Below are 14,596 nucleotides of genomic sequence, written 5' to 3' on the forward strand. Positions count from 1 at the left end.
GACTGGGGAGTTTAAATTATGACAAAAGTAAAAATAAATGATGAAGCGTATTCGTATGCTGTTTATCATATGACCATTTTGTTTTTTAAAAAAGTAGAAATGGTTGATTCGGAAAGTTGGGACTATAGGATAGAAATTGGTTCTAATAATACTCAAATTTTTTCACAGGATGGCAGCCTACAAAATTATGAGTTTGATGATAGGATAAAATTTAATGATAATGTTAAGATGGCTGTATTTAAATATTTTTCTCATCTTACAGGTAGAAAATTGCCATGGGGTACTTTAATAGGTATAAGGCCTAGCAAAATAGCCAGTAAGTTAATAGAAGAAAATAAAAGTGATGAAGAAATAATAGATTATTATAGGATTCATAACTGTACAGATGAAAAAAAGGCAAGATTATGTATAGAAGTTAGTAAAAATGAAAGAAATTTTATAAAGGATGATAAAAAGGCAGTAAGCATTTATCTTGGGATGCCATTTTGTCCTACAAGGTGCTTATACTGCTCATTTATTTCAGATACTATAGATCATTGTAAAAAGTACGTAGATGATTATCTTAATGCTATGATTTATGATATTAAGGCAACTTCGGAATACATAAAAAATAAAGGACTTAATATAAGCTGTGTTTACTTTGGTGGAGGGACACCTACATCAGTAAATAATAATCAATTTGAACTCATAATGAAAAATGTGTATGAGGCATTCATAAAAGGTAATTCTGTAAAAGAGTTTACGGTAGAAGGCGGAAGGCCAGACAGTATAACAGAAGAAAAATTAAATACAATGAAAAAGTATGGAGTTCATAGGATAAGTATAAATCCACAGACCATGAATGATGATACCATGAAGGTTATAGGAAGGCATCATACTGTTCAGGATGTAGTTGACAAGTTCTATATGGCAAGAAAAGTTGGATTTTCAAATATAAATATGGACATAATAATAGGGCTTCCAGGGGAAAATGTAGATAAGATTAAAAATACCTGCAGCGAAATTTTAAAATTAAAGCCTGAAAGTTTAACTATCCATGGTTTAGCTTTAAAAAGAGGTTCAAAATTATTTGAAGATATTTTAGAGGAGAAGGAAGTAAAATTACCGGATGATAGTGAAATAAATGATATGTTTGAAATAGCTCATGATGCAGCGAGAAAGCTTAATATGAGTCCATATTATATGTATAGACAGAAGAATATGTTAGGCAACATGGAGAATATAGGATACTCTATAAAAGGCAGAGAATGTGTATACAATATGATAATGATAGAAGACAGCGAACCTATAATTGCAGTGGGCTGTCATGGTGTTTCAAAGATAATATTTAAAGATACTAACAGAATAGAAAGATATGCTAATTTAAAAGATGTAAGGGAGTACATAAAAAGAATTAAGGAAAAAGTAAATGGAAAAATAGATTTTTTAGAAACATTGTATAGAGAATAAACCTTGATAAAAGTGAATTATAGGGTTAAAATTAAATTTAGGGCCACTTCAATTAGTATGTGAAGTGGTTTATTCATGACATTTGTATTACATAAGGGATTCACAAGGTAAAACATAAGATATATGTATTTTAAAATGCTAGAATTAGAGTATTATGGTGCATGCATAACTTGATAGTTGAACTGAGAATCCTATATTTAGGAGGAATAAAGAAATGGGAGAATCTTTAAATGGATTAAAGCGAACCATTATGTGCGGTGAACTTAGAGAAAACCATATTGGAAATAAAGTTGTAGTTATGGGCTGGGTTCAAAGAAAGAGAAATCTTGGAGGATTAGTATTTGTAGATTTAAGAGATAGAGAAGGAATACTCCAGGTGGTTTTCGGAGAAGAGATAAATAAAGATGCTTTTTTAAAGGCAGATTTGGTTAAATCAGAATATTGTATAGCAGTTTCTGGAGATGTTGTAAAACGTGAATCACCAAATCCTCATATGCCAACAGGAATGGTGGAATTAAGGGGAGAAAATATTAAAATATTATCAGAAAGTGAAACTCCACCTATTTACATAAAAGAAAATCTTGATGCTGCTGAAAATATAAGACTTAAATATAGATATCTTGATCTTAGAAGACCTGATATGCAGAGGATTTTTAAGATAAGACATAAAACTACAAAAGTTATAAGAGATTTTATGGATGAGGAAGGTTTCCTTGAGATGGAAACACCAGTACTTACAAAAAGTACACCTGAGGGTGCAAGAGATTATTTAGTACCAAGTAGAAATTTTAACGGTAAATTTTATGCGCTTCCTCAGTCACCACAGCTTTTTAAACAGCTTCTTATGGTATCAGGCTATGATAAGTACTTCCAAATAGCAAAATGCTTTAGAGATGAAGATTTAAGAGCTAATAGGCAGCCTGAATTTACACAAGTCGATATGGAATTGTCTTTTGTTGAGGAAGATGACGTAATGGCTCTCAATGAAAAACTTATCAAAAAGGTTTTTAAAGAAATAGCTGGAGTTGATGTAAAACTTCCAATTGAGAGAATGACGTGGAAAACTGCTATGGAAAAGTACGGATCAGATAAACCAGATTTAAGATTTGGCATGGAAATTAATGATATAAGTGAAGAATTAAAAAATAGTGAGTTTAAAGTGTTTAGCGGAGCTATAAAGGATGGTGGAAGCGTAAGAGCTATTAAAGCACCAAATTCAGCTAATATGCCTAGAAAAAAGATAGATAAATTAGGTGAGTTTGTAAAGACATATAAGGCAAAGGGTTTGGCATGGATCGCACTTAAGGAAGATGGAGTAAAATCTCCTATTGCTAAGTTCTTAAAAGAAGAAGAGTTAAATGCAATAATTGATAAGGTTCAAGGTAAAACAGGAGACCTTATACTTATAGTTGCAGATAAAGATTCAGTAGTATTTCAAGCACTAGGAGCACTTAGAGTAGAGCTTGCGAAGGAGCTTGAGTTATTAAAGGATAATAAAGAATTTAGATTTGTATGGGTTACTGAATTCCCACTTCTATCTTATAATGAAGAAGAAGGTAGATTCCAAGCAGAACATCATCCATTCACAATGCCAATGGACGAAGATATTCAGTATCTTGATTCCGATCCTGCAAGGGTTAGAGCTAAGGCATATGATATTGTATTAAATGGAGAGGAACTTGGAGGAGGAAGCGTTAGAATTCATGATGTTGCACTCCAGGAAAAAATGTTTGAGGTAATAGGTATTTCAAAGGAAGATGCATGGAGAAGATTTAGTTTCCTTCTTGAGGCGTTTAAATTTGGACCACCACCACATGCGGGACTTGCATATGGTCTTGATAGACTTATAATGTTCCTTGCAGGCACAGAGAATATAAAGGATGTAATAGCATTCCCTAAAAATCAGAATGCATTCTGCCCAATGTCAGAAGCACCTAATATTGTAGATGCAGCTCAACTTGAAGAGCTTGGCATAGAATGCAAGGAAAAATAAAAAATAGAATTTAAATCATTTTGATAGATATAGTTTTTATATGGGAAAACTGGTAAAAGTGCTAGTTTTCCCATATGTTATTTAATTAATTTCATAGGAGATGCAATTCTTTATATTTTCCGATTGGAGAGTGAAATAAGTGGGAGAAAATAATGAAAAAAATAAAAAAGATCTGATTGTAAGACTCAGGAAGATAGAAGGACAGGTAAAAGGTATAGAAAAAATGATAGAAGCTGATGCCTGTTGTAAAAATGTACTTGTGCAGGTTGCTGCAGTTAAAGCGGCTGTAAATAAAATAGGGATACTAATGCTTCAGAATTATACAAAAAAGTGCATGAAAGATGAGATTAAATTAGACGATTTGAATGATTCTAAACTAGACGAACTAATTTCCACTATAACTATGTTTATGAAGTAATATTATTTTGGGAACATTAAATAAAACTCATAAGCCTAAACCCTAAATTATGAAAATACTAAGAAATTTTAATAACTCACCTTTAGGTTCAGACAAATTAAAATTTCTAAGTCTTTTCATAATTTGGGGTAAGGTTTATTGAGTTTTATTTAAATCGTTCCCAAAATAATATTACTTCATTTAAATAAGTGCAAGGTAAATTTTTCTCCGCTGCTCTACGAAAAATTCTATAATATCGTATTATAAAATTATAATATACCAGGCAATTTCTATATTATAAAGGTTTAGATAATTCTTAATATCAGTAAATCAAGGTTGTTAATTGTAAATACTAAGATATCCTGTTTTATAAAGAAGAATTAGCTTTGCCTAAATATCGTGTATGATTTTATTTACCACTAATTAATGATGACTAATACATTAATGTATTTAAAAGCTAAATAAGATAGATATAGAAGTAAATATATTTCACCCCTGAAATTCCGTAGGTACGGAGGAATTTCTTCCTTGCTTTACCCTCAAAGAGAAGTAGCAGTGCTTTGGAACGATTTAAAAAAATCCTATAAATCTTGACAAAAAAATCATAAAATACTTAGAGTTTTGAATTTGTTTGAACGTAGTGAGTTATTTAAAACTCTTAGTATTTTATGATTTTTTTATCTTAGATTTATAGGATTTTTTTAATGTTCCAAAGCACTGCTACTTCTCTTCATCTTTATTAGTCTAGCAAGTGAAGAAACTAAAATGATAGCAACAGCAATGGAACCTGCATACATTAAGGTTTTAAAACCCCATTCTGATGCTTTTGAAAGATTTCCGGTTATAGTTTCATACATAGTGTTGTACATTCCGTTTCCAGGTACTAATGGAATGATACCAGAGACAGAATACACAATTACAGGAGTTTTTGAGGCTCTTGCCATTATTTCACAGTATATAGAAACTACCATAGCAGCTATAAAGTTAGAAGAAGTTATGGAAACATTATAATGAATGCACAATATGTATATAAGCCAACCTAATCCGCCGCCTAAAGATGCTATAAATATTCTTTTGCCTTTTATATTAAATAAAATTGAAAATGCTGCACATGCTATAAATGCGTATATAAAGTTTAATATCATAACCCTGTACCTCCAAAAAAGTTAATCCATACTTTAAAAACTATACCAGTTCCAGCAGCTATAGCTACTGCCATGAAAAAGGCTTCAAGTGCTCTTGAAATTCCAGACACTAAATCTCCGGCTATGGTATCTCTTACAGCATTTGTAATCGCAAGACCGGGTACTAATAGCATTATAGAACCTATGATGGTCTTATCTAAATAGACTACAATTCCTAATCTCTTAAAAATAAGTGCTGTAAGTGCTGCAACCGCACCTCCAAACATATTGAGAAAAAAGTCGTTCATATTAAGCTTGGAAATTATGGTTGAGGATAATCTAATTAATACACCTATAAGGCATGAAACTCCAAAATCGTTTATAGTACCTCCAAAAATAAGAGTGAAAAATCCAGCTGCTAAGGCACTGGCCAAAGTATGAGTCCAATTTGGAAAAATCTTATTATTATCAATTTTTTCTAGCCTACTATGTACTTCCTCAATAGAAAGAGTCTCATGCTGCAAAAGTCTGGAAAGATTATTCACTTCGGATATTTTTTCAAGATTTACTGTTCTTACCTGTACCCTCTTTACTATAGAAATTATTTTATCATCATTACCTGTACCTGATATGATAAGACCTGTTGGGGTTACGAAACTATCAGCGGCTTTCATATCAAAAGCTGAACAAATTTTGTTTATTGTTTCTTCAACTCTATATGTTTCAGCACCACTTTCAAGTAATATTTTACCTGCATATGCTGCTAAATTTATAATTTTTTCGTTAGACAATAGTTAACAGAACCTTTCAAAAAATTGTAGCTAAATAGGATTATAAATTAATGTATAATTATTAACTATGTAAATGCATTAAAAGTATTACATTGTGACTTATAAAGTATTCCTGTAAAAGAGTTTAGAGCTTAGAATCTTTTATAAGGTAGAATTTATGTTTTGTACAAAAATTATTATAACACAAATTTTTATTTGAATTCTACGCCATTTTAGTATATAATCATACATAAAATTGATAATTTTTTAGCTAATTAAATTAAAATACGAGGAAGTGTATAATAAATGGATTTTGAAAAGGTAAAAGCCAGTGATCCTGAGGTTTATTCTGTTATAGAAGAAGAACATAAAAGGCAGGAAAATAACATAGAACTTATAGCATCAGAAAATTTTACAAGTCAAGCTGTAATGGAAGCAATGGGTTCTTACTTAACTAATAAATATGCAGAAGGATATCCAGGAAAAAGATATTATGGCGGATGTTATGTAGTTGATAAAGTAGAAGAACTTGCACGTGAGAGAGCAAAAAAGCTTTTTGGAGCAGAGCATGCAAATGTACAACCACATTCAGGTTCACAGGCCAATATGGCTGTATATTTTGCTATGTTAAAGCCAGGAGATACAATAATGGGTATGAATTTAACTGATGGTGGTCATCTAAGTCACGGAAGTGCAGTTAACTTTTCAGGAAAACTCTTTAATGTAATTCCATATGGCGTAAGCAAAGAAACAGAACAAATTGATTATGAAGCAATGAGAGAAACTGCACTAAAATGCAAGCCAAAGCTTATAGTATCAGGTGCCAGCGCATATTCAAGAATTATAGATTTTAAGAAAATAAGAGAAATATGTGATGAAGTAGGAGCTTATATGATGGTTGATATAGCTCATATCGCAGGTCTTGTAGCAGCAGGACTTCATCCATCACCAGTTCCATATGCTGATTTTGTAACAACAACTACACATAAGACTTTAAGAGGACCAAGAGGAGGAGCAATTTTCTGCAAAGAAAAATATGCAAAGGCTATTGATAAAGCAGTATTCCCTGGTATGCAGGGTGGACCATTAATGCATATAATTGCAGGTAAGGCAGTGTGCTTTGGAGAAGCATTAAAGGACGATTTTAAAGATTATGCAAATCAGATAATAAAAAATGCAAAGGTTTTTGCAGATGAGCTTCAAAATTATGGTTTTAGAATAGTATCAGGAGGAACTGATAACCATCTTCTACTAGTTGATTTAACAAATAAAAATATAACAGGAAAAGATGCAGAACATCTTCTTGATTCAGTTGGAATAACAGCTAATAAAAATACTATACCTTTTGAAACAAAGAGTCCTTTTGTAACAAGTGGTATAAGAATGGGAACTCCAGCGGTTACAACTAGAGGTTTTAAAGAAGATGAAATGAAGAAGGTAGCATACTTTATAAATTATGCTATTGAACATAGAGATGAAGATTTAAGCGAAATAAGAAAACAAGTTTCTGAGTTATGTAGTAAATTCCCTATATACAAATAAAAAATTATGTCAATAATAAAAATATACATTGCAATTTTTGCAATGTATATTTTTATTGTATATAATTTAATTTATAAGGTTGTGAAAAGGGGTGCTATAAGTTGAGTTTAAGATTTATATACGGAAGAGCTGGAAGTGGAAAAAGTCAGTTTTGCATAAACAGCATACATAGTAGAATAGAAAAAGGCGGAGATAAGCCCCTTATACTTGTTGTTCCAGAACAATTTTCTTTTCAAAGTGAAAAAAGTATATTAACATTAATTGGTGAAAAGAGCCTTAGTAGAGTTAGGGTAATTAGCTTTAAGAGAATGGCGTATAGAGTGTTTGATGAAGTTGGCGGAATAGCAAGAGAACATATGAATTCATCAGGTAAGAGTATGCTCTTTTATCACATAATGAATAAACTAAAAGATGAGTTTAAAGTTTTCGCTCTTTCAGCAAGACAAAAGGGTTTTGTTGATACTGTGTCAGATACAATAAGTGAGTTTAAAAAATATGAATTAACACCGGAGATACTTAGAAGTACTATTGATAATGTAGAAGATGATGAGCTTAAAAATAAACTTCATGATTTAAGTTTAATATACGATGAATTTGATAAATTACTTCATAAGAATTACATAGATTCTGACGATGATCTTACTATGCTTAAAGATAAAATAAAATTTTCAAATATGCTCAGTGGCGCTGAAATATGGCTTGACGAATTTTCAAGCTTTATACCACAGCAGTATGGAATAATAGAAGAATTATTAAAAAAGTGCAGTAGAGTTAATATTACATTAACTATGGATTATGGCAATGTGCCGTATGATGATGATATTTTTTCTGTAACTAAAAACACAGAAAATAGAATAATGAAAATAGCTCAGGATAATAACGTAAAAATTGATAAACCTGTAAATTTAAATAAAAGACCGTTTTACAGATTTAAGAGAAGCCCAGAGCTTGGCTTTTTAGAGAAAAATTTATACAGCTTTCCATATGAAATATATAAAAGTGAACCTAAAAAAATAGGGATTTTTAAGACTTCAAACCTGTATACTGAAGTTGAAGAAACAGCTAGAAAAATAGTGGAATTTGTGCGCGATAAGAAAATGCGTTATTCAGATATGGCTGTTGTAACAGGGGATTTAGGAAGTTATAAAAAAACCGTGGCTGTAATTTTTAAAGAGTATGGCATTCCGTTTTTTATAGATGAAAATAAAGATATTGAAGATAATACTCTCATAATACTCATAAAATCAATCATGGATATTTTTATTAAAAACTGGTCTTATGAGGCTGTTTTCAGGTATCTTAAAACAGGTTTTACTGATGTCCCTTATGATGATATTGATATATTAGAAAATTATGTTTTAGCAGCTGGAATAAAGGGAAAGAAGAAATGGACTGAGAAGGACTGGACATATAATGTATATCACAATGGTTATGATGATGAAGTTTCGGTAGAGAACCAAGAGAGATTAGCAAAAGTAAATGAAATAAGAAATAAAGTTGTGGAACCTATAGTTGAATTTAGAAAAAAAGTTTTAAGAAAGAGTAATGTTGCTGAAATATGCAAATCACTATTCGAATTTTTGTGTGATATAAATGTTCCAGATAAAGTTGAAAAAATGGTTTCCGAATTTAGAGAAAGCGGAAGACAGGTTTTGGCAAATGAATACAGTCAAATATGGAACGTAATAATAGAACTTATGGACCAACTGGTTGAGGTAATGGGTGATGAGAAGGCAAATTTAGAGCAGTTTTCTAAAATATTTTCCATAGGGGTAAAAGAACATAAAATGGGGCTTATTCCATCATCTTTAGATCAAGTCCTTGTTGGAAGCATAGATCGTCTTAAAAGTCACGCAATAAAGCTTATATTCATAATGGGTGTTAATGATGGTGTATTTCCATCTGCGGCTATGGAAGAGGGCATACTCAGCGATAGAGACAGAGAAATTTTAATGAATAGCGGAGTAGAACTTGCTAAGGATACAAAAACTCAAGCTATGGAGCAGAGATTTTTGGTATATACATCTATTGCAAATTCCAGTGAATATTTAATATTAAGTTATCCTATAGCTGATTATGAAGGAAAAACTTTAAGACCTTCTATGATAATAAATAGAATGAAGACACTTTTTCCAGAACTTAAAGAAAAAAGTGATGTAATCAAAATTGATAACGATGATGAGAATATGAAGCTTGTTTCTAGTACTGTGCCTACTTTTAATGAAATGGTAGCATCTTTCAGAAAGGAAGTAGATGGGAAGAATCATAGTAGTGCTGTCTGGCATGATGTATATAGATGGTACTGTAAAGATGAAAGTTGGTCTCAAAAATGCAGCAATATGTTTAAGGCGGTAGCTTATACTACTCAAGTTGATTATATAAGTGAAGAAAAGGCAGTAAAACTATATGGAAGCAGCTTAAAAATGAGTGTATCAAGACTTGAAAAATATGTAGAGTGTCCTTTCTCATATTATGTGCAGTATGGACTTAACATAAAAGAAAGGAAAATGTTTAGTTTAACGCCTCCGGATTTGGGTTCTTTTATGCATAAGGTAATAGACGAATTTTGTGAAAACATAAGAGAAGAAAATATAGAATGGAAAGACGTAGATGATAAAGTTTGTGAGAAAAAAATATATGAAATAGTTGATAGGGAATTAGAAGATAATGCTGGTTCTATATTTAACAGTTCACCTAGATACAGTTATATGACATTAAGGCTTAAAAGAATATTAAAAAGAACTGCTAGAATTGTTGCAGAGCAGTTTAAAAGAAGTGGTTTTAGGCCAGCAGGGTATGAGGTTACCTTTGAAAATGGAGGAAATTATCCACCAATAACAGTTAAGCTTGCTGATAATAGTGAAGTTGTACTTACGGGAAGAATTGATAGAATCGATATGCTGGAAAAGGACGGAAATACTTATATAAGGATAATAGACTATAAATCAGGCAATAAGATATTTAAACTATCGGATGTGTATTATGGTTTTGATATTCAACTTCTGTTATATCTTGATGCTATACTTCAAAGTGAGAATCTGGAGGATGATGATAGAACTTTACCTGGCGGAATATTTTATTTTACAATGGATGATCCCATTATAAAGGATAAAAGAAATTTAACAGAGGAAGAAATTAAAGAGGAAATAATGAAGCATCTTAAAATGAAGGGACTTTTACTTTCAGATCCAGAGGTTGTACATGAGATGGATAGACAAATGGAAGGTGCATCAATACTTATTCCTGCTTCAATAAAGAAAGATGGTACTCTTGGAAGGTCAAGTGCGGCTACTAAAGAGCAGTTTGAAATGTTAATAGGCCATGTAAAGAATTTAGTTATTAAAAATTGTGAAAAGCTACTAATGGGAGATATAAAAATAAGACCGTATAAAAATGGAAAGGAAAAGCCATGTGATTACTGCATTTATTCATCTATTTGTAGGTTTGATACTATGTTTCATGGCAATAATTATAGATATGTTAAGGAAAAGTCGGATGACGAAGTATTTAAACTTATAGGGAAAGAAATAGATGAAGAAGGTGATTACAATGAGCGCAACTAAATGGACAAAAGAACAGCTTGAGGCAATAGAAACTAAAAATTGTAATCTTCTTGTTGCAGCAGCTGCTGGTTCTGGAAAAACAGCAGTTCTCGTTGAAAGAATAGTAAGAATGATAACCGATGAAGAAAATCCTATTGATATTGATAAACTTTTGGTGGTTACTTTTACTAATGCAGCAGCATCTGAGATGAGAGAGAGAATAGGAAATGCTTTATCTAAAAAGCTTTGTGAAAATCCAGGATCAAGGGTAATTCAAAAACAGCTAGCTTTACTTGGAAAAGCTAAAATAACTACAATACATGCATTTTGCCTTGATGTAATAAAGAATAATTTCCATATGCTTGATTTGGACCCTGATTTCAGAGTTGGAGATGAAACTGAGGTGCTTCTCCTTAAAAATGAAACATTAGAAGAACTTTTTGAGGATAAGTACCTTCAGGCGGAATATACCTCTAAAGGGATAAATAAAAATAATAACAGTATGGAATTTTTAAAGCTTGTAGAATGTTACTGTGGTAATAAGAGTGATGATATACTCTTTAATATGATAATGAACCTTTATAGCTTTGTTATGAGCAATCCTGAGCCTTATACATGGCTTACAAATGCTTCTGAAAAATTTAATGTAGGTGATGACTTTAAGTTTGAAGATTCGATTTGGGCAGATGTTTTAAAACAAAATATAAAGATTCAATTATTAGGTATGGAAAATCAGCTTAAAGTGGCAATTGAAATAATAAATGAATGTCCATCAATAGAAAATTACAGAGAAAATTTTGAATCAGAGCTTTTTATGATTGAAGCTTTAATTAAGGCTTCAGAAAGTTTTGGAAGTCTTAAAGCTCAATCCCTAAATATTGAATTTAAAAAGTTAAAAAGATGTCCTAAAGGTGTAGACAAAGAAAAGCAGAGTATTGTAAAGTCTATAAGAGATGGTGTTAAAAAGAGTTTAAGCAGCATAAGTGACGATATGTTATTGCAGGATGATGAAGAAATAAAAGAAGAATTTAAAGGTTTATATCCTCTCATGAAAACTTTAAGTGAACTTATTATAGAATTTGATATTAGATATAAGGATAAAAAGAAAAAGAGAGGTATAATTGATTTTAATGATTTTGAGCATATGTGTCTTTCTATTATTGTTAAAAAAGATGATGATGGTAATATAATACCTTCAGATACGGCACTTAAAATACGTGAAAAGTATGATGAAATACTTATAGATGAGTATCAGGATAGTAATATGGTGCAGGAAGTTATACTTGGAACTATATCGAGGAAGGATACAGAAAATCCAAATTTATTTATGGTTGGTGATGTAAAACAGAGTATATATAGGTTTAGACAAGCAAATCCAGGTATATTTTTGGATAAATATAATAGTTATAAAACAGCTGATGGAGAAAAAGATAGAAAAGTACTTCTATACAAAAATTTTAGGAGCAGAAAGGAAATACTGGATGCAGTAAATTTTGTATTTAAGCAAATAATGTCTCGAAACATAGGTGAACTTGATTATAATGATCAAGAAAAATTAAATTTAGGGGCAAATTATGAAGAAATAGATGAAAAGGCATTTTCTCATGCCGTTGAGCTCAATATAATTGAAAAAAATGAAGTGAAAGAAGAAGCTATTAAGGAAAATGATGAAGATGAAGAAAATGTAGATAATATTATGCTTGAAGCTAGGCTTATTGGAAAAAGAATTCTGGAGCTTATAAATAGCTTCAAAGTACTCGATAAAAATACAAGTACTTATAGAAAAGCCCAGTTTAAGGATATTGTAATTCTACTTAGATCTACAAAAGGATGGGCAGATGTCTTTTCGGATGAACTTAAAAATATGGGTATACCAGTTTTTTCTGATACTAATTCAGGTTATTTTGAAACGCCTGAGGTTAAAACTATGTTGTCGCTGCTTCAGATAATTGATAATCCAAGGCAGGATATCCCAATGACAGCGGTGCTAAAATCTCCAATTGGAGGCTTTACAGTAGAGGATTTAATTGATATAAAAGGAATAGAAGGAATTACTTTTTATGATAAGCTAAAAAATGCAGCAGAAAATGGTGATGATGAATTTTCAATAAAAGTAAGAGAATTTCTTTCTAAGCTTCATAAATGGAGAAAAGAATCATTATATACTCCTATAGATGAATTTATATGGTATCTCTATACTGATACGGGGTACTACGGTTATGTAGGAGCTGTTAGTGGAGGAATTCAGCGTCAAGCAAATTTGAAAATGCTATTTCAAAGAGCTAAGATTTATAGTGAAACTAGTTATAAAGGATTATTTAATTTCATAAACTTTATAAACAAACTTAAGCTTACTAGCGGTGATATGGGAAGTGCAAAAATTTTAGGCGAAAATGAAAATGTAGTTAGGATAATGAGTATACATAAGAGCAAAGGACTGGAATTCCCTATAGTATTTGTAAGCGGCTGTGGAAAGAATTTTAACTTTATGGATATGAATAATCCAGTACTTTTTAATGACTACCTTGGTTTTGGTCCTGAGTATGTTGATTATAAAAGGAGAATTTCACATAAAACACTTGTAAAAGAGGCAATAAAGAATAAAATAAAGCTTGAAACACTTTCTGAAGAAATGAGAATTCTATATGTAGCCTTTACTAGAGCTAAAGAGAAGCTCATAATAACAGGTTCAGTTAAGGATGTTCAAAAAGCTGCTTTTAAGTGGTCAATGAATTTAAATGTAAGTAGTGACAAGATCTCAGAGGATTTTATACTTAAGAGTAAAAGTTTTCTTGATTGGATAGCAAGTGCAGTTATAAGGCATAAAGATGCTGAAAAATTGAGAGAGGCTGCAGGTGAAGTTAAAGAAGGAAAATTAATTGATGATGAATCAAATTGGAAAATAGAAATGTGGAGCAGAGAGGATATACTTACATTTAGTGAGCCGTCTTTAGAGGATGAAGAAAACACTGATGACAGAATTAATTTATTTTATGAAAATTTAAATAAGATAAAAGGCATGCCATATGAAAGTAATTATGCAGAGGAGATAAAGAATAGGCTTGAATATAAATATCCACATAAAAAAGCCTCTGAGCTTCCAGCGCTTCTTTCAGTAACGGAGCTTAAGAGAAGAATGAACCAGCAAAATGATGATTATGCTGCTAAGATTTTTACACCACCTCTCTCAAAGAAACCGCATTTTCTTGAGGAAGTAAAAAAGTTGACACCCGCAGAGAGGGGAACTGCTATGCATTCTGTAATGCAGCATTTAGCTTTACATGAAAACATGAATGCTAAGGATATTAAAAATCAAGTAGATAATATGGTTATAGGAAAAATTTTAACTGAAAAGCAGGCACAGAGTGTAAATATACGTAGAATTCTAAAATTCTTTGAAAATGAAATAGGTAAAAGAGTAATTAAGTCTCAGAATGTATACAGAGAATTCCCATTTCAAATGAGAGTAAAAAGCACAGATATATATAAGAGTTTGCCTAAGGAATATGAAGGGGAAGAGATTGTAGTTCAAGGTATAATAGATTTGTTTTTTAAGGAAAATAATGAAATAATACTTGTAGATTATAAAAATGATTATGTAAATGATGATAATATAGATGATATAATTAAAAAATATACTTATCAAATTAATTATTATGAGAAGGCTCTTGAAATCATAACTGGTTTAAAAGTAAAAGAGAAATATCTTTATTTATTTTACTCTGGTGATGCTGTTAAAATACAATAGGGATTTAAGGCATCTTCAAAAAAATTATATT

General features: G+C 31.1%; 8 protein-coding genes. 6 read left to right on the forward strand and 2 right to left on the reverse strand.

The features are described 5' to 3' along the window. The first annotated feature begins 18 nt into the window (after positions 1 to 18). From BEE63_RS17595 to BEE63_RS17605, 3 genes are all read left to right on the forward strand, one after another. Positions 19 to 1,449 (forward strand): coproporphyrinogen III oxidase, encoded by a 1,431-nt coding sequence (locus BEE63_RS17595; protein WP_066022623.1) that lies wholly within the window; start codon positions 19 to 21, stop codon positions 1,447 to 1,449. Between the two features lie 214 nt (positions 1,450 to 1,663). Next, on the forward strand, positions 1,664 to 3,442 hold the full coding sequence (gene aspS, locus BEE63_RS17600) for an aspartate--tRNA ligase (protein WP_066022624.1): 1,779 nt from the start codon (positions 1,664 to 1,666) through the stop codon (positions 3,440 to 3,442). A gap of 139 nt (positions 3,443 to 3,581) precedes the next feature. Then, a complete protein-coding gene (locus tag BEE63_RS17605) occupies positions 3,582 to 3,860 on the forward strand; it encodes a metal-sensitive transcriptional regulator (RefSeq protein WP_066022625.1) in 279 nt (92 codons plus the stop codon). A gap of 680 nt (positions 3,861 to 4,540) precedes the next feature. Here the strand turns inward: BEE63_RS17605 and BEE63_RS17610 are convergent. Then, positions 4,541 to 4,984 carry a threonine/serine exporter family protein gene (locus BEE63_RS17610; protein ID WP_066022626.1) on the reverse strand — a complete coding sequence of 148 codons (444 nt, stop codon included), beginning with the start codon at positions 4,982 to 4,984 and terminating at the stop codon, positions 4,541 to 4,543. Next, complete coding sequence (locus BEE63_RS17615; protein WP_066022627.1) at positions 4,981 to 5,754, reverse strand: threonine/serine exporter family protein; 774 nt, start codon at positions 5,752 to 5,754, stop codon at positions 4,981 to 4,983. Before BEE63_RS17615 ends, BEE63_RS17610 begins: the two co-directional genes overlap by 4 nt. 285 nt (positions 5,755 to 6,039) lie before the next feature. Between BEE63_RS17615 and glyA the strand changes: the two genes are divergently transcribed. The 3 genes from glyA (at position 6,040) to addA (ending at position 14,565) form a co-directional block, all read left to right on the forward strand. Continuing rightward, positions 6,040 to 7,275: a serine hydroxymethyltransferase gene (gene glyA / locus BEE63_RS17620; protein WP_066022628.1), complete on the forward strand. Its 1,236-nt coding sequence runs from the start codon at positions 6,040 to 6,042 to the stop codon at positions 7,273 to 7,275. Between the two features lie 101 nt (positions 7,276 to 7,376). After that, positions 7,377 to 10,838: a helicase-exonuclease AddAB subunit AddB gene (gene addB, locus BEE63_RS17625; RefSeq protein WP_066022629.1), complete on the forward strand. Its 3,462-nt coding sequence runs from the start codon at positions 7,377 to 7,379 to the stop codon at positions 10,836 to 10,838. Then, positions 10,825 to 14,565 (forward strand): helicase-exonuclease AddAB subunit AddA, encoded by a 3,741-nt coding sequence (gene addA / locus BEE63_RS17630; RefSeq protein ID WP_066022630.1) that lies wholly within the window; start codon positions 10,825 to 10,827, stop codon positions 14,563 to 14,565. The genes addB and addA overlap by 14 nt, the downstream gene beginning before the upstream one ends. The last annotated feature ends 31 nt before the right edge of the window (positions 14,566 to 14,596 follow it).

The sequence above is a fragment of the Clostridium pasteurianum genome (genome assembly GCF_001705235.1).
Lineage (GTDB): Bacteria > Bacillota > Clostridia > Clostridiales > Clostridiaceae > Clostridium_S > Clostridium_S pasteurianum_A.

Bases quoted from the DNA above. Each gene is read 5' to 3' on its own strand.
- BEE63_RS17595 (WP_066022623.1), top strand. From the start codon at position 19: ATGACAAAAGTAAAAATAAATGATGAAGCGTATTCGTATGCTGTTTAT.
- aspS (WP_066022624.1), top strand. From the start codon at position 1,664: ATGGGAGAATCTTTAAATGGATTAAAGCGAACCATTATGTGCGGTGAA.
- BEE63_RS17610 (WP_066022626.1), bottom strand. From the start codon at position 4,984: ATGATATTAAACTTTATATACGCATTTATAGCATGTGCAGCATTTTCA.
- glyA (WP_066022628.1), top strand. From the start codon at position 6,040: ATGGATTTTGAAAAGGTAAAAGCCAGTGATCCTGAGGTTTATTCTGTT.
- addA (WP_066022630.1), top strand. From the start codon at position 10,825: ATGAGCGCAACTAAATGGACAAAAGAACAGCTTGAGGCAATAGAAACT.